The sequence below is a fragment of the Pseudomonas extremorientalis genome (genome assembly GCF_024584605.1).
GTDB lineage: Bacteria > Pseudomonadota > Gammaproteobacteria > Pseudomonadales > Pseudomonadaceae > Aquipseudomonas > Aquipseudomonas extremorientalis.
On record NZ_CP089519.1, the window covers coordinates 283,616 to 305,835 of the forward strand.

General features: G+C 59.7%; 22 protein-coding genes. 9 read left to right on the forward strand and 13 right to left on the reverse strand.

The genetic code is table 11. The features are described from left to right. The first annotated feature begins 351 nt into the window (after positions 1-351). Positions 352-1,092 carry an osmolarity response regulator transcription factor OmpR gene (gene ompR, locus LUU92_RS01265; RefSeq protein ID WP_016979041.1) on the forward strand — a complete coding sequence of 247 codons (741 nt, stop codon included), beginning with the start codon at positions 352-354 and terminating at the stop codon, positions 1,090-1,092. 117 nt (positions 1,093-1,209) lie between these two features. Beyond that, the gene (locus LUU92_RS01270) at positions 1,210-2,523 is read left to right on the forward strand and encodes an ATP-binding protein (RefSeq protein WP_071492496.1); all 1,314 of its coding nucleotides are present in this window, start codon (positions 1,210-1,212) and stop codon (positions 2,521-2,523) included. A gap of 95 nt (positions 2,524-2,618) precedes the next feature. On the opposite strand, the gene rimK is transcribed toward LUU92_RS01270, so the two are convergent. The 3 genes from rimK to rimA are packed head-to-tail and all read right to left on the reverse strand — an operon-like array spanning position 2,619 to position 4,796. Beyond that, positions 2,619-3,524, reverse strand: a complete 906-nt coding sequence (gene rimK, locus LUU92_RS01275) for a 30S ribosomal protein S6--L-glutamate ligase (RefSeq protein WP_010214091.1) — start codon at positions 3,522-3,524, stop codon at positions 2,619-2,621. Further along, positions 3,521-4,003: a retropepsin-like aspartic endopeptidase RimB gene (rimB, locus tag LUU92_RS01280; protein WP_071492495.1), complete on the reverse strand. Its 483-nt coding sequence runs from the start codon at positions 4,001-4,003 to the stop codon at positions 3,521-3,523. The genes rimK and rimB overlap by 4 nt, the downstream gene beginning before the upstream one ends. A gap of 13 nt (positions 4,004-4,016) precedes the next feature. Beyond that, positions 4,017-4,796, reverse strand: coding sequence for a S6 modification regulatory phosphodiesterase RimA (rimA, locus tag LUU92_RS01285; RefSeq protein WP_222540773.1), 780 nt, complete (start codon positions 4,794-4,796; stop codon positions 4,017-4,019). 116 nt (positions 4,797-4,912) lie between these two features. Here rimA and LUU92_RS01290 point away from each other — a divergent pair, with 116 nt between their 5' ends. After that, entirely contained in the window at positions 4,913-5,320 is a 408-nt protein-coding gene (locus LUU92_RS01290) for an Hsp15 family ribosome-associated heat shock protein (protein WP_058424805.1), read from the forward strand. 52 nt (positions 5,321-5,372) lie between these two features. On the opposite strand, the gene LUU92_RS01295 is transcribed toward LUU92_RS01290, so the two are convergent. Further along, entirely contained in the window at positions 5,373-6,176 is an 804-nt protein-coding gene (locus LUU92_RS01295; protein ID WP_257103044.1) for a phosphatase PAP2 family protein, read from the reverse strand. 103 nt (positions 6,177-6,279) lie between these two features. Between LUU92_RS01295 and hslO the strand changes: the two genes are divergently transcribed. Next, complete coding sequence (hslO, locus tag LUU92_RS01300) at positions 6,280-7,182, forward strand: Hsp33 family molecular chaperone HslO (protein WP_257103045.1); 903 nt, start codon at positions 6,280-6,282, stop codon at positions 7,180-7,182. 179 nt (positions 7,183-7,361) lie between these two features. Further along, positions 7,362-8,903 (forward strand): phosphoenolpyruvate carboxykinase, encoded by a 1,542-nt coding sequence (locus LUU92_RS01305; protein WP_071492490.1) that lies wholly within the window; start codon positions 7,362-7,364, stop codon positions 8,901-8,903. A 58-nt stretch (positions 8,904-8,961) separates the two neighbouring features. On the opposite strand, the gene LUU92_RS01310 is transcribed toward LUU92_RS01305, so the two are convergent. From LUU92_RS01310 to LUU92_RS01325, 4 genes are all read right to left on the reverse strand, one after another. Next, complete coding sequence (locus LUU92_RS01310; protein ID WP_257103046.1) at positions 8,962-9,825, reverse strand: DMT family transporter; 864 nt, start codon at positions 9,823-9,825, stop codon at positions 8,962-8,964. A gap of 98 nt (positions 9,826-9,923) precedes the next feature. Next, complete coding sequence (locus LUU92_RS29065) at positions 9,924-10,556, reverse strand: DUF1493 family protein (RefSeq protein ID WP_231999477.1); 633 nt, start codon at positions 10,554-10,556, stop codon at positions 9,924-9,926. A 266-nt stretch (positions 10,557-10,822) separates the two neighbouring features. Next, a complete protein-coding gene (locus LUU92_RS01320) occupies positions 10,823-11,422 on the reverse strand; it encodes a putative adenosine monophosphate-protein transferase Fic (protein ID WP_257103047.1) in 600 nt (199 codons plus the stop codon). After that, the gene (locus LUU92_RS01325; RefSeq protein WP_016979054.1) at positions 11,422-11,592 is read right to left on the reverse strand and encodes a YhfG family protein; all 171 of its coding nucleotides are present in this window, start codon (positions 11,590-11,592) and stop codon (positions 11,422-11,424) included. The genes LUU92_RS01320 and LUU92_RS01325 overlap by 1 nt, the downstream gene beginning before the upstream one ends. A gap of 175 nt (positions 11,593-11,767) precedes the next feature. Here LUU92_RS01325 and LUU92_RS01330 point away from each other — a divergent pair, with 175 nt between their 5' ends. Then, positions 11,768-12,943, forward strand: coding sequence for a tetratricopeptide repeat protein (locus LUU92_RS01330; protein WP_092248522.1), 1,176 nt, complete (start codon positions 11,768-11,770; stop codon positions 12,941-12,943). A gap of 62 nt (positions 12,944-13,005) precedes the next feature. Here the strand turns inward: LUU92_RS01330 and LUU92_RS01335 are convergent, their stop codons facing one another. Further along, a complete protein-coding gene (locus LUU92_RS01335; protein ID WP_257103048.1) occupies positions 13,006-14,055 on the reverse strand; it encodes a S8 family peptidase in 1,050 nt (349 codons plus the stop codon). Between the two features lie 164 nt (positions 14,056-14,219). On the opposite strand from LUU92_RS01335, the gene LUU92_RS01340 reads away from it, so the two are divergent. Next, positions 14,220-16,157, forward strand: a complete 1,938-nt coding sequence (locus tag LUU92_RS01340; protein ID WP_257103049.1) for a RecQ family ATP-dependent DNA helicase — start codon at positions 14,220-14,222, stop codon at positions 16,155-16,157. 22 nt (positions 16,158-16,179) lie between these two features. Further along, positions 16,180-16,614: an acyl-CoA thioesterase gene (locus LUU92_RS01345; RefSeq protein ID WP_071492483.1), complete on the forward strand. Its 435-nt coding sequence runs from the start codon at positions 16,180-16,182 to the stop codon at positions 16,612-16,614. Between the two features lie 34 nt (positions 16,615-16,648). Here the strand turns inward: LUU92_RS01345 and LUU92_RS01350 are convergent, their stop codons facing one another. The 4 genes from LUU92_RS01350 to LUU92_RS01365 form a co-directional block, all read right to left on the reverse strand. Beyond that, positions 16,649-17,125 carry a glycine zipper domain-containing protein gene (locus LUU92_RS01350; RefSeq protein ID WP_058424794.1) on the reverse strand — a complete coding sequence of 159 codons (477 nt, stop codon included), beginning with the start codon at positions 17,123-17,125 and terminating at the stop codon, positions 16,649-16,651. Positions 17,126-17,390: 265 nt separating this feature from the next. Continuing rightward, on the reverse strand, positions 17,391-19,739 hold the full coding sequence (locus LUU92_RS01355) for an FdhF/YdeP family oxidoreductase (RefSeq protein WP_071492482.1): 2,349 nt from the start codon (positions 19,737-19,739) through the stop codon (positions 17,391-17,393). Continuing rightward, complete coding sequence (fdhD, locus tag LUU92_RS01360) at positions 19,736-20,575, reverse strand: formate dehydrogenase accessory sulfurtransferase FdhD (RefSeq protein WP_071492481.1); 840 nt, start codon at positions 20,573-20,575, stop codon at positions 19,736-19,738. Before fdhD ends, LUU92_RS01355 begins: the two co-directional genes overlap by 4 nt. Positions 20,576-20,672: 97 nt before the next feature. Beyond that, entirely contained in the window at positions 20,673-21,560 is an 888-nt protein-coding gene (locus LUU92_RS01365) for a LysR family transcriptional regulator (protein ID WP_222540777.1), read from the reverse strand. 132 nt (positions 21,561-21,692) lie between these two features. Between LUU92_RS01365 and lysM the strand changes: the two genes are divergently transcribed. Then, positions 21,693-22,133 (forward strand): peptidoglycan-binding protein LysM, encoded by a 441-nt coding sequence (lysM, locus tag LUU92_RS01370; RefSeq protein WP_071492479.1) that lies wholly within the window; start codon positions 21,693-21,695, stop codon positions 22,131-22,133. Positions 22,134-22,220: the final 87 nt, after the last annotated feature.

The window sequence follows — 22,220 nt, forward strand, 5'->3', positions numbered from 1 at the left end:
CCTGAAATTCTGAAAAGCAGCTCGCAGGCCCGGAAAACAAGGCCCTGGGAGGCTGGTTGAGCGGCCCGACTGGCGCCGCTGCCTGGGTCAAGAGGCAGCCTATTGACCCTCGAAATCGAAAAATTCGCGACAAGCGGGTGAAAAAAGCCTCGGCAGCAAACGGTAACGATCTGACGTTGCCCTGCACGGCGGCGGCGCATTATAACCAGCGTTCTGTCCTTGGGGGGGGATTGCGCCAACGGTTGTAGGGCGCGGGTTCGCTGGCGGTAGAGGAAAAATCTGCTAACAATGCACACGGTGCGTATAACGGCAGCTAGGCCATAATGCGCGCCGAGATAAGAGGAGCATCCAATGAGCAGCACTGCACAAACTGCTGAAGGCGAAAAAATTCTCATCGTTGATGACGATCCGGGGCTCAGCAGCCTGCTGGAGCGTTTCTTCAACTCCAAGGGTTACCGTGCCCGCGCGGTGCCGAACACCGAGCAGATGGACCGCCTGCTGGGGCGCGAAGTCTTCAACCTGGTCGTACTCGACCTCATGCTGCCCGGTGAAGACGGCCTGACCGCCTGCAAGCGCCTGCGCGGCGCGAACAACCAGATTCCAATCATCATGCTCACCGCCAAGGGCGATGAGCTGAGTCGCATCAAGGGCCTGGAACTGGGCGCTGATGACTACCTGGCCAAACCCTTCAACCCCGACGAGCTGATGGCGCGGGTCAAGGCCGTACTGCGTCGGCAGGCCCCACCGGTACCGGGTGCACCGGGCAGCGAAGATGAAAGTGTCACCTTTGGCGACTACGAACTGTCGCTGGCGACCCGTGAGCTCAAGCGTGGCGATGAAGTGCACATGCTCACCACCGGCGAATTCGCCGTGCTCAAGGCCCTGGTGATGAACGCTCGACAGCCGCTGACCCGCGACAAGCTGATGAACCTGGCCCGTGGCCGGGAATGGGATGCGCTGGAGCGCTCCATCGACGTGCAGATCTCCCGACTGCGTCGGATGATCGAGCCCGACCCGTCCAAGCCACGGTATATCCAGACGGTGTGGGGCGTAGGTTATGTGTTTGTGCCGGATGGCAACAAAACCAGTTGACCGATGATTTGCAGTTATGGGCCTCCCGGTGTCTGACTCCATGAGGGTCGACGGGATGCCCGGCGTCTGCAATTCTGCGAGCGCCGCTCGTTTCTGCAAGGTATCCAGCTGTCTTCTATGAAAACCCCGTTGTGGTTCCCCCAAAGTTTCTTCTCCCGCACCCTTTGGCTGGTGCTGATCGTCGTTCTGTTTTCCAAGGCACTCACGCTGGTTTATCTGTTGATGAACGAGGACGTGCTGGTGGATCGACAATACAGTCACGGTGTTGCCCTTACCCTGCGTGCCTATTGGGCAGCTGACCCTGAGAATCGCGAAAAAATCGCCAAGGCCGCTACGTTGGTTCGTGTGGCGGGCGCGGGTGTGCCGGAAGGCGAGCAGCATTGGCCCTACAGTGAGATCTACCAGCGCCAGATGCAGGCTGAACTCGGTGAAGATACCGAGGTGCGGTTGCGCATGCATGTATCGCCGGCATTGTGGGTGCGTGCGCCGAGCCTGGGCGAGGACTGGTTGAAGGTGCCGTTGTATCCGCATCCGCTGCGGGGGCAGAAAATCTGGAACGTGCTGGGCTGGTTCCTGGCGATCGGACTGCTTTCAACGGCGTCGGCGTGGATCTTCGTGCGTCAGCTCAACCAACCGCTCAAGCGTCTTGTGTTTGCCGCCCGCCAGTTGGGTCAGGGGCGTAGTGTGCGCCTGCCAGTCAGCGATACGCCCAGCGAAATGACCGAGGTGTATGGCGCATTCAACCAGATGGCGGAAGACGTCGAACAGGCTGGGCGTGAGCGCGAGTTGATGCTGGCGGGGGTGTCCCATGACTTGCGCACACCGTTGACGCGATTGCGCCTGTCGCTGGAGTTGATGGGCAACCATACTGATCTCACCGATGACATGGTCCGCGACATTGAGGACATGGACGCGATTCTCGACCAGTTCCTGGCGTTTATCCGCGATGGCCGTGATGAGGTAGTGGAAGAAGTCGACCTGACGGACCTGGTGCGTGAGGTGGTCGCGCCCTATAACCAGAACGGCGAACAGGTGCGCATGCGTCTGGAGCCGATCCGGCCGTTTGCGTTGCGTCGGGTGTCGATGAAGCGCCTGTTGAACAACCTGATTGGCAACGCCTTGCATCACGCCGGTTCTGACGTGGAAGTGGCGGCGTATGTGTCTGGCGACAGTGCAGCGCCCTATGTGGTGCTGAGCGTGATGGACCGTGGGGCGGGCATCGACCCGGACGAGCTGGAAGGCATCTTCAACCCCTTCACCCGTGGCGACCGTGCCCGGGGTGGCAAGGGCACTGGCCTTGGGTTGGCGATTGTGCGGCGGATTGCTTCGATGCATGGTGGCAATGTTGAGTTGCGCAACCGCGAAGAGGGTGGCCTGGAGGCGCGGGTGCGCTTGCCGCTTGGGCTGATGTTGCCCAGGGATGCGGTATAGGCACAGTTGCAAGCTCCCAGTTTAAAGCTGCAAGAGAAAGGTGAATTGCTTTGCCTGTCCTTGCAGCTTAAAGCTTGAGGCTGTTGGCTGCTTCTCTAGCCCTTGCCCTTGGTCCTGGTCATATTTGGCCCACCATTCTTCTCCAGATGCTGAATGATGATCCCCGCCACATCCTTCCCGGTGGTGGTCTCGATCCCTTCCAGACCCGGTGATGAATTCACCTCCATCACCAGTGGCCCATGGTTGGAGCGCAATATATCCACACCCGCCACACTCAACCCCATCACCTTGGCCGCCCGCAGTGCGGTCATGCGTTCTTCCGGGGTGATCTTGATCAGGCTGGCGCTGCCGCCACGGTGCAGGTTGGAGCGGAACTCCCCTGGCTTTGCCTGGCGTTTCATCGCCGCAATCACCTTGTCGCCCACCACGAAGCAGCGGATATCCGCACCACCGGCTTCCTTGATGTATTCCTGCACCATGATGTTCTGCTTGAGCCCCATGAACGCCTCGATCACTGATTCCGCCGCCGTCGCAGTTTCACACAGCACCACGCCGATACCCTGGGTGCCTTCCAGCACCTTGATCACCAGCGGCGCGCCATTGACCATGTCGATCAGGTCGGGGATGTCGTCGGGGGAGTGGGCGAAGCCAGTCACCGGTAGGCCGATACCACGGCGCGACAGCAACTGCAGCGAGCGCAGCTTGTCCCGCGAGCGGGCAATGGCTACCGATTCGTTGAGAGGAAACACCCCCATCATTTCAAACTGGCGCAGCACTGCGCAGCCATAAAACGTCACCGAAGCGCCGATTCGCGGGATCACGGCATCAAACCCTTCCAGCGGCTTGCCCCTGTAGTGGATCTGCGGCTTGTGGCTGGCGATGTTCATATAGGCACGCAGCGTGTCGATCACCACCATTTCGTGGCCACGTTCGGTGCCGGCCTCAACCAGGCGGCGGGTGGAATACAGACGCGGGTTTCGCGACAGCACAGCAATCTTCATGCAGCACCTGGGGCAGATAGGGTAGAGACCGGGAACACCGGCTTGTCTTGTACGTACTTGATGCCGGGATTGACCACCAAATGGCCGTCAATCAAGGCTTTGGAACCCAGCAACAGGCGGTAACGCATGGCCTTGCGACAGGCCAGGGTAAACTCCACCCGCCATACCCGATCACCCAGCGCCAGCGTGGTGCTGATGACATAGCGCACCTGCGCATGGCCATTGGAGCTCTTGATGGTTTTCATCGTCACCAGCGGCGCTTCGCAGCGGCGGTGACGCAGTTGCACGACGCTGCCCAAGTGTGCGGTAAAACGCACCCACTGCTCGCCGTCGCGCTCGAACGGCTCAATGTCGGTGGCGTGCAGGCTCGAGGTGCTGGCACCGGTGTCGATCTTCGCGCGCAGGCCTGCGACTCCCAAGTCGGGAAGTGCCACCCACTCACGCAGACCCACAACGGTCAAATGGTCAAATGTCTTCAATATGGATAACCGATCAATTTGCCCAGGCCTGAGGGGATATCTCGGCCAGGGCTTTAAATGCAGGCTTGGCGAACCAGTAGCCTTGCATCAGAAATATTCCACAGTCGGAGAGAAAGTCCCGTTCGCCGGCACTTTCGATGCCTTCGGCGATGACAGTAACGCCCAACTGCTCACAGATTGTGACAATCCCCTGGACGATGACCTGACGGACACGGTCCTGATCAACATCGCGGATCAGCGCCATGTCGAGTTTGATCAGGTCAGGTTGGAAGTCGGCCAGCAGGTTCAGCCCCGAATAGCCCGCGCCGAAATCGTCGATGGCGGTCTTGAAGCCGAATTCGCGATATTCACGCAGAATATTCGTCAAATGGCGATAGTTATCTACATGCTCGCTTTCCAGGGTCTCGAAAATCAGCTGGTTCAACGGAAAATTATGTACGCGAGCCGCCTCCAGGGTGCTACGGATGCACAGTTCCGGGCGGTACACGGCATTGGGCATGAAGTTGATCGAAAGGTGAGTTTGCATTCCCAAGGTTGCCGCACCGGCGATCGCCTGGGTTCGGCAGCGTTGGTCGAAGCGGTAGCGGTTGCCTTCGTTGACCTGGTCCAGCACCGACAGCGCCCCTTCGCCTTGTGTGCCACGCACCAAGGCTTCATGGGCAAAGATCGAATGGTCCCGCAGGTCTACGATAGGCTGGTAAGCGAACGCAAAATCAAACCCGAGGGGCTCGCTTTGCTGGCAACCCACGCAGCGCTGGTTGGGCGAGGTGAGTGAAAGGGGGAATTCGGTCACAACATATCCTCGCGAAAACAGGATGCTACCTGGCGTATCTTAGGTGAGCCTTGGGATTTATGCGTCGAAGGGTTTCAACGGTAAAGTTGCGACATTTTTCAGAGCGAGGAATTCAAGTGGCTCAAAAGCAGGAAGAGGAAGAAAAGGTCCGTCTGGACAAGTGGCTGTGGGCGGCGCGTTTCTATAAAACCCGTGCCCTGGCCAAGGCCGCCATCGAGAGCGGCAAGGTGCATCATCGTGGCGAACGCTGCAAGCCGGGCAAAGAGCCACGTGTCGGTGATGAGTTTCAGATTCGTGCAGGGTTTGATGAAAAGACGGTCGTGGTTCAGGCGCTTTCCATCGTTCGTCGTGGCGCACCTGAAGCGCAAGCGTTATACGCCGAAACCGAAGCCAGCATTGCCAAGCGTGAAAATGCGGCGGCGATGCGCAAGGCCGGTGCCACTGGCATGACCACCGATGGCAAACCGAGCAAGAAACAACGCCGCGACCTGTTCAAGTTTCGCGGCAGTGGCAACGATGACTAGCCTCAATCGAACGGGCTTTTGTAGTGAGCGGGGCAAGCCCGCTCGCCACAGATTATTGCGGTGTTCTAACGACGCTCATTCGCCCCACTATGGGTAAACGAGCAGCCATCCCGAACACCGGCGCCGTTACCCGCAACAACCCACCCGATACCTTCGCCGCAAACGGTGTGTAGTACCCCCAGCCCAACGCCAACAGCGCCAGCAACACACCGCCGATGTAATCGTCTTGCCCCCAATGTGCTCCCGCCACCAGACGCGGCATCATGAACAGCAGCGCCAGGCCCCAGATCACCAGCACCTGGCCGATGCGCTTGGCGAACACGGTCATGAACATCCCCCAGATCAGCAGCACCGAGGCATGGTCCCCCGGGAAGCTCTGACTCGAACGGTCCTTCAACTCCCAGGTCTTCTCCAGGCCCGGGAAGTAGTCACTCATCTGGATCGCCCCGCTGATCACCATGGACGGGCTATTGTGTTGCCAGCCCATGTGCGCGGCGAGTTTGGAAAACAGCATGCGGATAAACAGCAACAGCAACAGAATGCCGACAAAACCTAACAAGGCCTGGCGCAGTTGCACCGCCTTGAACACCCAATCGCCGCGAATCAACAGCATCAGCAGAATCACCCCGACCACTGCATCGAACGGTCGCAAACTGGCGACAGCCCACACGTGCAGCCATGTGGAGCTGCTCGCCAGCGGGTCATTGAGCAGGTGAAACAGCCACTCGTCGAACATCACACACAGCATCTGGCCGGTGGGCCACAGCCAAAAACACAGCAGCCCGATAGCGAGTAGATTGCAGACGGCCCATCGCCCGAGGTTCCACTTGGCTTGGAACAAACCCGGATTGTTCATAAACTGTCCCTCATGGCTCTAGAAACCGCACCAAAACGGTGCTAAAGCGTTTAATTCTATAAACCTTGTAATCATTTTGTCATCAATTCAGATACCCAGACCTATGACTGATCTACCGGATACCGACTTCACCCAACGCTTCATCTTCGACGAGAGCGACGCCCGCGGCGAACTGGTCTCGCTGGAGCGCAGCTATGCCGAAGTCCTTGCCAAGCACCCTTATCCGGAGCCGGTCGCGCAACTGCTCGGTGAGCTGATGGCCGCGGCAGCGTTGCTGGTGGGCACCATGAAGTTCGACGGTTTGCTGATTCTGCAGGCGCGTTCCGAAGGCCCGGTGCCGATGCTGATGATCGAATGCTCCAGCGAGCGTGAAATCCGTGGCTTGGCCCGTTATGAAGCCGATCAGATCGCGCCGGATGCCACCTTGTCCGACCTGATGGCCAACGGCGTGCTGGCAATTACCATCGACCCGACCGAAGGCCAGCGCTATCAGGGCATCGTCGATCTGGATGGCGAAACCCTGTCGGACTGCTTCACCAACTATTTCGTCATGTCCCAGCAGGTGGGCACCAAGTTCTGGCTTAACGCCGACGGCAAGCGCGCCCGCGGCCTGTTGTTGCAGCAATTGCCGGCTGACCGTATCAAAGACGAAGATGATCGCGCAGAAAGCTGGCGGCACATCATCGCCCTGGCTGACACACTGAAAGCTGAAGAATTGCTGGGCCTGGACAACGAAACCATCCTGCACCGCCTTTACCACGAAGAGGCCGTGCGACTGTTTGACGCACAGGGCCTGCGCTTCAACTGCAGTTGCTCGCGTGAGCGTTCGGCCAATGCGCTGGCCAGCCTGGGCCTGGAAGATGCGCAAAACCTGGTGGTGGAGCACGGTGGCCATATCGAGATCGACTGCCAGTTCTGCAACGAGCGCTACCTGTTCGATGCGGCCGATGTAGCGCAATTGTTCGCCGGCGCAGGCATCGACACCCCTTCCGACACCCGCCACTAAAACGTTTAAGCACAGGTAAATCACCTGACAAACGCCGGATTAGCGCAGTTCTGACGGGAGGGCCCTACTCTTTTTGGGCTTTTCTGGCATAATCCGGCCCACTTTTTTCGCGGTAGTAGTGCGCAACTTTCTACTACAAAACGTTTGGAGCACTCGGCCATAGGCCGACGGGGAACCTCATGACGCAAGCCAACAACGCCGTATACACCGATCTGAGTGTTGACGATCTGGTTAAAGAAGCCCTGCAGCGTGGTGAAGGCGTGCTCGCCGATACTGGCGCGCTGGTCGTCGAAACCGGTCACCGTACTGGCCGTTCGCCGGTCGACCGTTTCATCGTTGAAGAGCCATCCACCCAGGCTTCCATCGCCTGGGGCCCGATCAACCGCAAGTTCCCGGCCGACAAGTTCGATGCCCTCTGGGCTCGCGTCGAGGCATTCAACAACGCGCAAGAGCATTTTGTTTCCCACGTTCACGTAGGGGCTTCCGAAGACCACTACCTGGCTGTGAAAATGACCACCCAGACTGCCTGGCAGAACCTGTTCGGTCGTTGCCTGTTCATCAACCCGGCCCAGTACAACCCGGCCGGTCGTGACGAGTGGCAAGTGCTCAACGTGGCCAACTTCGAATGCGTGCCAGAGCGTGACGGCACCAACTCCGACGGTTGCGTGATCCTCAACTTCGCACAGAAAAAAGTCCTGATCGCCGGCATGCGCTACGCCGGTGAAATGAAAAAAGCCATGTTCTCGGTGCAGAACTTCCTGCTGCCGGCTTCCGACGTACTGCCGATGCACTGCGCCGCCAACATCGGCGAAGCAGGCGACGTGACCCTGTTCTTCGGTCTGTCGGGCACCGGCAAGACCACCCTGTCCGCCGACGAAAGCCGTTACCTGATCGGTGACGACGAACACGGCTGGGGCGAAGGCGTGGTGTTCAACATCGAAGGCGGTTGCTATGCCAAGTGCATCGACCTGTCCGAGAAGAACGAGCCAGTCATCTGGAAAGCCATCAAGCACGGCGCCGTGCTGGAAAACGTGGTGATCGACGAAGCCGGGCACGCCGACTACACCAACGTCAGCCTGACCCAGAACAGCCGCGCCGCCTACCCGCTGGAGCACGTGGCCAAGCGTTCCGAGAAGAACCTGGGCGGCGAGCCAAATGCGGTGATCTTCCTGACCTGCGACCTGACCGGCGTACTGCCACCGGTGTCGATCCTCAGCGAAGAACAAGCGGCCTACCACTTCCTGTCCGGCTACACCGCACTGGTGGGCTCGACTGAAATGGGTTCCGGCGGTGGCATCAAGTCGACCTTCTCCACCTGCTTCGGCGCACCATTCTTCCCGCGTCCGGCTGGCGAATACGCTGAGTTGCTGATCAAGCGTATCCGCGGCTTCGGCTCCAAGGTCTACCTGGTCAACACCGGCTGGACCGGCGGCGGCTACGGCGTCGGCAAGCGCTTCAACATCCCGACCACTCGCGGCGTGATTGCAGCGATCCAGAGCGGCGCGTTGGTCGGTGCTGAAACCGAACACCTCGACACCATCAACCTCGATGTGCCATTGGCCGTACCGGGCGTTGAGACCGGCCTGTTGAACCCACGTAACACCTGGGCCGACAAGGCTGCCTACGACGAAGCGGCGAAGGCGCTGGCCGGTCTGTTCATCGAGAACTTCAAGAAGTTTGAAGTGAGCGATGCGATCAAGGCCGCGGGTCCCAAGTTGTAAGATTCAGTGGTTGTGAAAAAGCCGCCTCTTGTGAGGCGGCTTTTTTGTGCGTGTCGGATTAGTCGGCGATATGTAAAACCACTGCGCCGACCAGTACCAGCACAACCCCCAGCACCTGCACCGCCGACAACCGTTCCTTGAAAAACACGAGTCCCAGGATCGCCGCGATCCCGCCCGACAACGTACTGATCACGGTCACCACCGACACCGACCCCGCCATCGCCCCCCATGAAAACGCCGAGAACCCGCCGAGATTCATCAAGCTCGCCCCGGTCAGCGTCGCGCAGTTTTTCAGCGGTGGGATTTTCAAGCCGTCCTTGATCTTCAACACCATCACCAGCAGTACGCACAGGCCTACCAGGTAACCCAGCCACAGCATGGTGATCGGTCCCAGCGCCGGCAGTGTGTAGCGGCCTTGCAGCCAGAAGCTGGTGCCATACAGCAGGGCGGCGAGCATGGCGTAGGCGATCGACTGGCTGGGGTTGTTGTGGGGGACGCCGTTGTCCTTATGGATGCTGGAGAGGATCACGCCGATTACACACAGGGCGATGCAGCCCAGTTGCGTCGGGCTGATGTGTTCACCGCTGGCCCAGGACAGAAGTGTGGTCACCACGCCGTAGGAGGTCACCAGCGGCGCCACGATGGCGGCTTTGCCCAGGGCAAAGGCCTTGGACAGTGCAAGAGCGCCGGAGACAGTGAACAGGGCGGCAGCGATGCCCAGCAGCCAGACGCTCAGCGCGGCGTCGAGGGCTTTGAACAGGAAGGTCGGGAGGATGACCAGCAGCAGGGTCATGATCAGAAAGCCCAGCGCCTGGCCGAAATACACCGCGCGTTTTACGCCCACGGCGCGGGCGTTGAGGCCCACGAGAAAATCCGTGCCGCCCCAGAGCAGGGCGGCCAGCAGGCCCATTGTTACGTCCATGTAAGGTCCTTGTTGTTTTGAGCACGCTCATCGAATGTGAGAGGGGACTTGCCCCCTGCCACAATTTGAGTACCGGTGTGCCTGGAGTTTGTGTTCGCTCAGCTCAGGTTTTCCAGCGTCTGCGTGTCCCAGCTGTGGGTCTTGATCGCTAGGTAGAGCATGCCGATGGTCAGCGGCACTTTTTCGCCGCGCCCCTTGGCCCGACGCTTGAGAAACACATCGAACACCGGCGGGTTGAAGTAACGATAAGTGTCGTAGTCACCCAGGTCGAGGGCAAATTCCTGCTCCAGCGCTTCCATCAGGTGCTTGGCCTCACTGCCGTCGCAGCCCAGGTCGAAGTTGATCGAAGTTTGCAGGCGGATCGTCTTGTGTTTTGGCAGGCCGATTTCTTCGTGCAAAAGCTGCAGGAGTTGCTGCATAACGGGGTCTTCGGGGAAGTTGGGGGCGAGGTTCATGGTGGGGGCACGCAGGAGTGGGTGATTGGCTTTTACTTTGCAATAGATATTCTGAGTGCTCAATAACCCGATGCCTGTCACGAAGGCGATTATCGGCAGGCTCCCAAGCTGGGCACCTCTGATCCATGAGGTGGCATACAACAGAAGTATTGGGCCGGTGACCAAGAGGCAGAGTCCAAACCATCTTCTGAGCACTGGTAGCCTTATTGACCTGTCAATTATGGCGGCCAGTGCGATGAGGAGGAGCAGATAAATCCATTCGATGTATTCGTTCATCGTCTTAGCCACTCTGGAGCTGTTGAGCCGTGGCCGATATGTTGAGTCCTTTCAATGTTCACTTGTATTTGCCGGGGCTACTGAAAGGGCGCCAGTTTCAGTCAGAGAAAGGTGAGTTTTATAGAGGGGTGGGCAGGAGTTTTAAGCAGTTTCAGAAGGGGATGTCGTGGTATTTGGAGGTTTCTTACAGGGCTTTCCGGGATTTGTGGCTTGCAGTGACTTAACAGCAAAACAGGCAAGTGATGTGAGTGGGGGGCTGGGGTGTGTCAGTTGCCGACCGGCCTACTCACACACCGCTCAAAAATTGCCTCCAACCCCCGATAATCACAGGCCACCGCATCAATATTCGCCGGTATCCACGCTGCGTGTTTCACCAGCCACCAGTTCACTGAAAACCCGGCATTCACGATGATCTGCTCGAACAAAATCCGCTGCGCCCGGCCGTTGCCTTCGCGGAAGGGGTGGATGACGTTGAGGTCGCCATAGGCTTCGGCAATCTGCGTCACCAGCTCGGCCTGGCTCGCCCCGACATACCAGTTCGCTGCCTCCATTTGCCGGATGATCTTCGCCGCTTCCGGCGGGATGCGTTCCGGGGTGCAGAACAGCGTGTCGCCCTTCTGGATGTTGACGCTGCGCAGTTCACCGGCCCAGTCGTAGAGGTCGCCGAACAGGACGCGGTGGATGTGTTGCAGGCGTTCGAGGTCGTAGGGCGGCGGGAAGAGAGGTAGGTTGCCTACGGCGATTTCGGATAATTCCCGCTCGGCCTGGTGCAGTCGGGTTTCGTCGTGCAGATCGAGGCGGTTGCGCAGGACGCTGCTACCGGGATAGCAGTACGGATCCTGGCCCACCCCGTATTTGTCGAGCATCAGCGTGGGGTGTTGCGGTACTTGGCAAGGACGGCTTCACGGGTCGGCAAGGGCTTGTCGACGTCGGCCGGTTGGGTGTCGAACCCTTCCAGGCGCAGGCTGGCCAGGTAATTGGAACGGCGGATCTTGTGGTAATGATCCTGTTTTTGCTCAAACGTCGGTTCGCTCATGACAGCGTACTCTTGGGTAGCAAGGTTTGATTGTAGCGCAACGCTTCAACAGGCAGGCGGGATAAAAACCACGTCACATTCTGTATAAATAATCCGCCAGCGCACGCATTTCGGAGTATGTTTCACCGCAAAATCTTGCAGGGCGATTCCGCCCGCTACTTAAAGGGAGTTAAGCATGGGTTTGCTGCGTGTTGCTTCGGCAATGTCATTGTGTGCGGTCGCGTTTTCAGTCCAGGCGGCGCAATTGCCGATTGAAGTGCTCAGTGCGGTGGTCAAGGACCAGAAAATCGCCGACGCCGAGGTGTTGCTGCAACGCAACGGTGCGCAGAACGTAGTGGGCCGTACCAACGCCCAGGGGCAAGTGACCCTCACCAGCGAAGCCGCAGACGATGCCACCAATCTTCTGATCATCAAGAAGCCCGGCTACTCGAACCTGGTGGTGAAGTGCCCATGCGCCGGGATGACGTATGCCATCAGCCCGGTGATGGAAAACCTCGACGGCCTGCGTGTGGTACTGACCTGGGGCAAAACCCCGGAAGACCTCGACTCCCACATGATCTTCCCTGGCAACAATATCTACTTCGAGAACAAGACGGGCACCGACGCTGAACTGGACGTGGATGACGTCGACAGCTACGGCCCGGAAACCATCACCCTGCAGAAAAAACACTACGGCGAAAGCTACGTGTATGCCGTGCATGACTTCACCAACGGCGGCAATCCAGGCTCGCGCCAGCTGTCCAACAGCGAAGCCAAGGTATTCGTGTACATGGGCCAATCGCTGGTGCGTACCTACTACGTGCCGAAAAACCGCAGCGGCAACCTGTGGACCGTGTTCCGCATGACCGGCAGTGGCGACTTCCAGGACATCAACACCTTCAGTGGCGTGACGGTGAACGCGGCGAACGTGCTTAACGAAGTCAAACCGTTGCTGGATGACAGCGTGGCCGTTACCGCTGTGGCGGTGAGCTCTTCTGCACAAGCCGATGCGAAACGTCTGAACGTGCAAGGTGAAGCGGCTTACCAGGCCGGCAAGCTGGACCAGGCTATCGACCTGTTCCGCCAGGCTATCGAGTTGGACAATGGTTTCGGCAAGGCCTACGGCAACCTGGGCCTTGCGTATCAGAAGGCCGGCAACACCGCCGAGTCGATCTGGGCCAACCGCAAGGCTATCGCCCTCGCCACGGGCGCGAACGCTGCGACGGTGCGAGCGGGCGCTTACTACAACATTGCGCGGATCTACGAAGCGGCGGGGCAGTTCCCGGATGCGTTGCGTCACTATCAGTTGGCCAAGGAGCAGAAGGCTAACCCGGTGTATGACACGGCGATCGAGCGGGTGCAGAACCGCTGATACACAGCGACAAATGTTCTACCGACAACGCGCCTTAGGGCGCGTTGTTCGTTTGGGCACGATTACAGGCGCGAGGCAGCGTCCAGGTCCATCAACCCACGCCCATAGGCTTCGCTGTTGGCGTAGATGCCTGTTCGATTGGCGGTGCTGAGCAGGCGGTCACGCACTTGTTGCGGCGTCATTTCGGGAAAGCGACTTTGCAAGGCAGCCAAGGCGCCGCTGACCAGCGCAGCGGCTGGCGAAGTGCCGGCCGTAGGTCCGTAGCTGCCGTCCTTGTTGGTGGTCAACAGCCCTGCACCACCGTCACCTCCCGGTACCGCGATGCACCAGCGCGCCGCGAGGCCGCAATAGTTGGACTTGAGATTGATGGCGGTGCCGTCGCTCTTGAGTGCCATGACGGCTATCCAGCCCTTCTCCAGTTCAGGCACCAGTGCCGGCAGGCCGGGCTCGGCAAGCGGCTCACGCTTGACCTCATTGCCGGTGGAAAACACGAAAACATCACCCTCGGCGACCAGCTTTTTCGCCACGTCCAATGAGTCCCCCATCAAGCGTTCATAGATGGGAACTTCGTTGGTGTTGGCTTCGATGGGATTGGCCCATGAGTTGCTGAAGATCCGTGCGCCCTTTGTGTGTGCGAGCGTCCAGGCCCGGGCAATTTCACTGTCAAAATAAAAAGGCTCCTTGTCATCACCGAAGCGCATGGGAATCAACTGGGCGTTAAACGCAATGCCGTGGATGCCCTGGTCGTTCTTGTTGGCGGCGAGAATACCGGCCATCTGGGTGCCGTGACCCTTGATATCGAGCGTTCCTGGCTGGCTGCGCACAAAGTCGTAGCCCGGGTCGGCCACGCGACCGTAGAACTCAGGCAGGTCCTGGTTCAGGCCTGAATCAATCAGTGCCACTTTGACACCCTGGCCTGTGCCACCCCGTGCGTAGAGTGCTGATGCCTTGACGACGGGCAGGGCTTTTTGCGCCAGGTATTCGAGGGTTTCAAAACGCTGTGTATCCGGCTCGGCGGGCTTTGGGGAGGATGGGGTCACGCACCCCAACAGCAACAGCGGCAATGTGAGCAGGATCGGGCGTAGCGATGGGAATACTGGCTTGTGCGACATTCACGACTCCGTGTCGGGCGCTTGTGATCAGGCATGTTAATGTCTTCGTTTTTGCGTCGGCCTGCTGGTTTTCTCTGTATCAGTTTGTAGCGTTTATCCCCGACCTATTCTCGATCGCTGATCTATGTTTTTGACTCCCTCAGCGGTCAATGGAGTGACAGCCTATGCACGACACCCTCCAACAGGTCTTTGGTTATCCACAGTTTCGTCCGGGCCAGGAAGAAACGGTCAGCGCCATACTGGCCGGGCGTTCGGCGGCCGCTATTTTCCCTACCGGGTCGGGCAAGTCCCTGTGTTACCAGCTGTCGGCGGTGTTGCTGCCGCACCTGACGCTGGTGGTATCGCCGCTGTTGGCGTTGATGCAGGACCAGCTGGGTTTCCTGCAGCGCCATGGCATTGCGGCGGGCAGTATCGACTCGGCCCAGAACCGCGATGAGGCCAATGAGGTCATGGCCCGTGCGCGGTCGGGCGAACTCAAGATCCTGATGATTTCGGTGGAGCGCTTGAAGAACGAGCGCTTCCGTAACTTCCTGCAAAGTGTGCGGATCTCGTTGTTGGTGGTGGACGAGGCCCACTGTATTTCCGAATGGGGTCACAACTTCCGTCCGGACTATCTGAAACTGCCGGACTACCAGCGTCAGTTCAATATCCCACAAGCACTGCTGCTGACGGCGACAGCCACGCCCAAGGTGATTGCCGACATGCAGGCCAAGTTCGCCATTGCCCCGGACGATGTGGTCACCACGGGCTTCTACCGGCCCAACCTCAACCTGCTGGTGGAGCCGGTCAGCGGTGCGGACAAGCGTCGCCGGCTGGTGCAGTGGATGAGTGAGCGCGTCGACCAGCCGAGCATTGTCTACGTTACCTTGCAGAAAACCGCCGAGCAGATTGCCGAGCACCTGAATCGCAACGGCATCCAGGCCGAGGCCTATCACGCGGGTCTGCCCCACGATAAACGCGAGGGCATCCAGCAGCGCTTCATGGGTGGACGCTCCAATTGCATCGTCGCCACCATCGCGTTTGGCATGGGCATCGACAAGAGTGATATCCGCAACGTGGTGCACTTTGACCTGCCCAAATCCATCGAGAACTACAGCCAGGAGATTGGCCGGGCGGGGCGTGATGGGCAGCCATCCGACTGCCTGGTGCTGGCCAATCGCGACAGCCTCAATGTGCTGGAAAACTTCGTGTACGGCGATACGCCAGAGCAGGAAGGTATCCGGCGGGTGCTGGAAGAGTTGCAGGCCGCGCGGGGCGATGGGCAGTGGGAGTTTTTGCTCAGGTCCTTGTCGGACCTCAGCAATATCCGCGAGCTGCCGTTGAAGACGCTGCTGGTGCAGTTGGAGCTCAAGGGCGTGATCGCGCCGCGTTACGCGTTTTATGCCGAGTACCGTTTCAAATACCTGGTCGAACCTGAGGCTTTGCTGGCACGTTTCTCCGGTGAGCGGCAGCAGTTTGTCGCGGCGATCATCCAGGTTTGCAAGCGCGCGAGGAGCTGGGCGACAGTGGATTTCGACGTGCTGTATCAGCAGCACAACGCCGAGCGCAATCGGGTGGTCAAGGCGCTGGATTATTTCCAGGAGCAGGGCCTGATCGAACTGGAAAGCAAGCAAATGACCGAGGTCTACAGCCTGCTGGAGACCGATTTCGATCCACAGGTGTTGAGCGTTGAGTTATACACAGGCTTCAAGCAGCACGAGGTGGCAGAAGTCGCGCGGATTCACGCCATGCTCGATCTGTTTGCCACCGAACACTGCCTGGGGCAGCGCCTGGCACAGTACTTTGGCGATGAAAATGCACTGCAGCGTTGTGGGCATTGCTCGGTGTGCCATGGTCATGTTGCGCGCCTTCCTTCGCCGCCGGGCTTGCCGCCGCTTGTGGATAAGAACTTCATGGAGCTGTGCGGCGATTTTATCCACAGGCATCATGAACACACCGGGCAACTGCCTGGCGCGGAACGCCTGACGCGTTTCCTCGGGGGCATCAGCGTGCCGTTGTTTACCAAGCTGAAGGCGCGAGGTATTCCGGGTTTTGCTGTGCTGGAAGAGTATCCGTACGCCGAGGTACGCGAGTGGGCCCAGGCCCATTTGAATGACCTGTAACTCACTTTCACGAGATGACCCGATGCCTGATACCGTACCGCAACGCGCCGATTTCCCTCACTTCCAGCCGATCATCACGCGTTGGCACGACAACGATGTGTATGGCCATGTGAACAACGTGACCTACTACAGCTTCTTTGACACGGCAGTGAATACCTACCTGATCGAGCAAGGTGGTCTGGATATTCAGGACGGCGATGTGGTGGGGTTTGTGGTGAGTTCGGCGTGTGATTACTTTGCGTCGATCGCCTTTCCCGAGCGCATCGACATCGGCCTGCGGGTGGGCAAGCTGGGCAACAGCTCAGTGCAGTACGAGTTGGCGGTGTTCAAGGCGGGCGAAGAAGACGCCTGTGCGGCGGGGCGGTTTGTGCATGTGTTCGTGGATCGGGGGACGAACCAGCCGGTGACTATTCCGGGGCGGTTGCGCGAGGCATTGCAGCGGTTGATCACCCTGTAGGAGCCGGCAAGCCGGCTCCTGCACTCAGCAACTATCAGTCGCGGTAGTGATGCTTGTTCTTGCGATGCCCATAGGCATGACCGCGCCCACGGTGGTCGTCACGGTCATAACGGCGGTGATCACGGCCACGACTGCGACGGTCGTCGTCATCGCTCTTGTTGCCCATGTAGTTGCCCAGTGCGCCACCGGCACCACCGCCGGCCGCTGAACCGATCAGTGCGCCGGTGCTGCCGCCGACACTGCGGCCCACAACGTTGCCGCCGGCTGCGCCCAATGCGCCGCCAATAGCGGCTTCGCCACGGCTGCGCTTGTCGGCGCCCACCGCACTACCACCCGCGCCACCCAAGGCTGCGCCGATGGTCGAACCCGTGTTGCCGCCTAGCTGCTGGCCAACGACCGAACCCAGAACCCCGCCCAATGCGCCGCCCACACCGGCTTCGGTGGTGCCACCGGCCATGGCTGCGCCACTGACCAGGCCAAGGGACAACAAGAGAATCGAGGAGAACTTCATTAGGGAGACCTCAAGAGGATGACGGCGCGATCCTGAGGCTGTATCTGGATTGTGACAATAGAAATCCGACCAGTAGCACGAGTTGTACACAATTCTATAAGTTACTGTTTTTACTCGGGAACTTAAGCCTGTTTTGCGAGTCTTTAGCTACTTCGGAACGGCCGCTTTTATGCAAAAGCGGCCTTTTTTGTGCCTGAAATTCCTTTGCGGGTAATTCCCTGTGGCGAGCAGGCCAATACAAGTCTGCCCACCACAACGGTCCCGATCAGGCCGAGCGCGCCATGATCAAGCCATTGTCGCTCGCCGCTTCCAACCGGATCGCCACGAACTTCGACGTCGGTGTATGGCTGCCATCCCCGGTGCTTTCCAACGGCACCAGCGGGTTCACTTCCGGGTAGTAAGCCGCAGCCTGCCCCGCCGGAATATCGAACGCCAGCAAGGTAAAGCCCTTCACACGGCGCTCGCGGCCGTCCTCCCACAACGACACGATGTCGGCCTTCTGCCCTGGCTTGAAGCCCAGGCGGATGATGTCGGCTTCGTTGACGAACAGCACGTCACGCTGGCCCTTGACGCCACGGTAGCGGTCGTCCAGGCCGTAGATGGTGGTGTTGTACTGATCGTGGGAGCGCATCGATTGCATGATCAGGTCCGGTACGCGGCCGGTCGCGTGGGTGCGTTCGTGGATCAAGTCCTTGGGCAGGATGTTCGGGCGGAAGTTGGCGCGGCCCGACGGGGTATTCCAGCGGCGCGCGCCCGCGGAGTTGCCCAGATAGAAACCGCCCGGATGCTTGATCTTCTCGTTGAAGTCCTTGAAGCCGGGAATGGTGTCGGCAATCAGGTCGCGGATGCGGCTGTAGTCGGCCACCAGCCAGTTCCAGTCCACCGGCTTGCTGCCCAGGGTCGCGGCAGCGATACCGGCCAGGATTGCCGGTTCGGATTTCATGAGTTTCGACAGCGGCTGCAACTGGCCATTGGAACCGTGGACCATGCTGAACGAGTCTTCCACCGTCACCGCTTGCGGGCCTTCGGCCTGGATATCGATGTCGGTACGGCCCAGGCACGGCAGGATCAGTGCATCTTTGCCGTGCATCAAATGGCTACGGTTGAGCTTGGTGCTGATCTGCACGGTAAGGTCGCAATTGCGCAGGGCTTCGAAGGTACGCAGGCTGTCCGGCGTGGCTTGGGCGAAGTTGCCGCCCAGGCCGATAAACACCTTGGAGCGGCCTTCGAGCATGGCGTGGATGGCTTCCACCACGTTGTGCCCGTTTTCACGCGGCACCTGGAATTGGAAGCGACGCTCCAGGGCATCGAGGAACGCCACCGGAGGGCGTTCGTTGATGCCCATGGTGCGGTCGCCCTGCACGTTACTGTGGCCACGCACCGGGCACAGGCCGGCGCCTGGGCGGCCGATATTGCCGCGCAGCAGCATCAGGTTGGCGATTTCCTGGATGGTCGGCACCGAATGGCGGTGCTGGGTGATGCCCATCGCCCAGCACATGATCACGTTCTTGCCTTTGGCGTACATGCGCGCCGCTTGCTCGATCTCGACCAGGGTCAGGCCGGACTGTTCGACGATCTCATCCCAGGAGGTATCGTCGATCTTGCCCAGGTATTCCAGCACGTTGGCGGTGTGCTCGTTGAGGAAGTCGTGGTCGAACACGGCCTCCTTGCCTTCGGCCTGGGCCTGGCGTTCCCACAGCAGCAGGAACTTGGCCATGCCGCGCAGGATGGCCATGTCGCCCCCCAGCGCCGGGCGGAAGTAGGCGGTGTTGGTTGGCTTGTCGCCGTTGGTGAGCATTTCCAGCGGGTGTTGCGGGTGCTGGAAGCGTTCCAGGCCGCGCTCTTTGAGTGGGTTGATGCACACCACCTGAGCGCCGCGTTTAACCGCTTCACGCAGCGGTTCAAGCATGCGCGGGTGGTTGGTGCCGGGGTTCTGGCCCCAGACGAAGATCGCATCGGCATGTTCGAAGTCATCAAAGGTCACGGTGCCTTTGCCGACCCCCACGCTTTGCGCCAGGGCAACGCCGCTGGCTTCGTGGCACATGTTCGAACAGTCCGGGAAGTTGTTGGTGCCGTAGGCGCGCACGAACAATTGGTACAGGTAGGCCGCTTCGTTGCTGGCGCGACCCGAGGTGTAGAACTCGGCCATGTCAGGGCTGGGCAGGGCGTTGAGGTGCCTGCCGACCAAGTCGAAGGCCGCTTCCCAACTGATGGGCGTGTAGCGGTCGGTTTCGGCGTCATAGCGCATCGGCTCGGTCAGGCGACCCTGGTATTCCAGCCAGTAGTCGCTCTGTTCCAGCAAGGCGGTGACGCTGTGCTTGGCGAAAAATGCACCATCCACACGGCGCTTGGTAGCTTCCCAGTTGACCGCCTTGGCGCCGTTTTCGCAGAACTTGACCATGCCGCTCTCCGGCGAGTCACCCCAGGCGCAGCCCGGGCAGTCGAAGCCGCCGTTCTGGTTGGTCTTGAGCATCATGCGCAGGTTTTTCAGCGCGTTGTCGCTGGTCAGCCAGGCCTGCGCCACGCTGATCAGTGCGCCCCAGCCGCCGGCCGGACCTTTATAGGGCTTGTAGCGCGGGGTCGGGGTTTGGTCGGCTTGGTGGTGCTGGCTCATGGCTGGTTCTCCATCGCAGGGCTGTAGACCCGCGGCGCACTTTTCTGCGGCAGGTGGATGAGATTGAGGTTATGCCGGCGCGCCCATTGCAGGGCGAGGCCGGTGGGTGACGACAGGCTGACCAGGGTCTGGATACCCGCGCGCAGGACTTTCTGGATCAACTCCAGGCTGCAACGGCTGGTAACAATCGCCAGGCCGCCTTCGGTCGGAATTTTTTGGCGGATCAATGCACCGATCAATTTATCCAGGGCGTTATGTCGGCCAATGTCTTCGCGGCCCAGCAACAATTCGCCCTGGCCGTTCATAAATACGGCGGCATGCACGGCGCCGCTGTACTGGCCCAAGGGCTGGAACGCGCTGATGCGTTGGCGCAGGCCATCCAGCCATTCGGCAGGCGGCAAAGGCGCGCCCGGCAGTACATCAAGGTCAGGCAATGCTTGTTCTACCGCCTCTACACCGCACAGACCGCAACCACTGGTGCCGGCCAGTTGCCGGCGCTGTTGCTTGAGGTTCCAGAAGGCACGGCTGGAGATCTGCACCTGGGCGTATTGAGCAGAGCCCGATCCGCTGAGTTTTAGATCATAAATGTCGCTAACGTCGGCGATAATGCCGCTGCCTATACTGAAGCCGACGATAAAGTCTTCCAGGTCTGTCGGCGTCACCAGCATTACCGCTTGGCTGATGTCGTTGTAGGCAATCGCCAACGCCACTTCCTCGGCCAGGGCTGTGCTGGCGAATTCCGTATGTTCGAGATTGCAATACTGGTAGCTCTGGCTGGCGGCGGGCGCTGGCGTTTCAAGAGCGGGCGCCGCGCAGACTGGGCGCTTGGCGTTCATGGGGCAGTACCACCGGCGGATTGATCAGTGTTTAGACTAGGCGCGACAAAGCGTCGCGTCTAATCGCCAGTACTGATCTTCCGATAGATGACGTCGATCAAGACTCGTTTTGCGATTTCTGATACAGCGCGAAACACGCCTCTGCCAGCGCCGAGCGCGGTGCACTGCGGCGCATGATCAAGCCCAGGCGCGCGAGTGTATGGGCGTCTTCGATCGGCTGCAGGCGCAGATGCTCGGTGAGTGCATCCAGGCCACCGTCCAAAGGCATCACGGCGCAGCACAAGCCGCCATGCACGGCTTGCAACAACTGATGGACGGCATCGGTCTGCAACAATGGCTGCGGGTTGAGCCCACGGCTGTGGAAGTTGTGGTCGATGGATTGGCGAAAGTGCATGCCGCTGGTGAGCATGCCCAGGGGCAGTTCGATCAGGGCTTCCCAGCTCAATGGCGTGTCGCCAAAGCTGAAGAAGCGTTGGTCGTAGAGCAGGCCCATGCGGGTTTCGCCCAAGGCCAGCGAGTCGAAGCGCTCAGCGTCCAGGCGCTCCAGGTAAGACACGCCCAGGTCCAGGCGATTGCTCGCCAGTTGCTCAAGGATCTGTTCGGAGCTGAGCGCCGACAGCTCGAAGCGCAGGTTCGGGTGTTCTTTGTGCAGTTGCTGCATCAATGCCAAGGGATCGAAGCTCGACAACGGCACCACGCCCAGGCGCAATGTGCCGACGAGGTTGCCGCGACAGGCGGCCGCTTCGGCCTGCAAGCCGTCGTACGCCGCCAGCACCGTGCGTGCCCAGGCCAGCACGCGCTCACCGGGGGCGGTAAAGCCCTCGAAGCGCTGGCCGCGATTGACCAAAGGCAGGTCCAGCTCTTCTTCAAGGCTGCGCAGGCGCATCGACAGGGTCGGTTGAGTGATGTGGCAACGCGCGGCCGCCTGGCCGAAGTGGCGGGTCTCGTCGAGGGCGATGAGGAATTTCAACTGTTTGATGTCCATCTTCGCTCCAGGGCTTATTCCAATGGCGGGGGGATTCTAGCGCGTTTGGGTCTTTTGCCGGGCTGGAACCCAAGTCGGTAGGACTGGTCTAGTCTTGGGCATCTGGAAATCAATTAACAAGGAGCGCGCACTATGAGCATTTTCAGCTTTATCAAGGAAGCCGGCGAAAAGATTGTCGACCTGTTGACGCCGGGTAATGCAAACGCCAGTGAGCAGTTGAAGGAGCACGTGGCCAAAGTGGGCCTGGGTAATCCGAATGTGCAGACCACGGTGGATGGCGACAAGGTGACGGTGACCGGTGAAGTCGCCACCCAGGAAGAGAAAGAGAAGATCCTGCTGGCGCTGGGCAACATTGCCGGTGTGGCCAGTGTAGATGACCAGATCACCGTTTCCGGGCCTGTTGTGGCTGCCGCCCGTTTCGTCGTGGTGAAAAAGGGCGACACACTGAGCGCGATTTCCCTGGCGGTGTATGGCAACGCCAACCAGTACAACAAGATCTTCGAAGCCAACAAGCCGCTGTTGTCGCACCCGGACAAAATCTACCCAGGGCAGACGCTGCGTATTCCTGAGTAAAACGCAGGACGAAAGGTGGGATGGGGCTTGCCCCCGATGGTGGTGTGTCAGTGACTGAATGTGTCTCTGATGCACAGCAATCGGGGG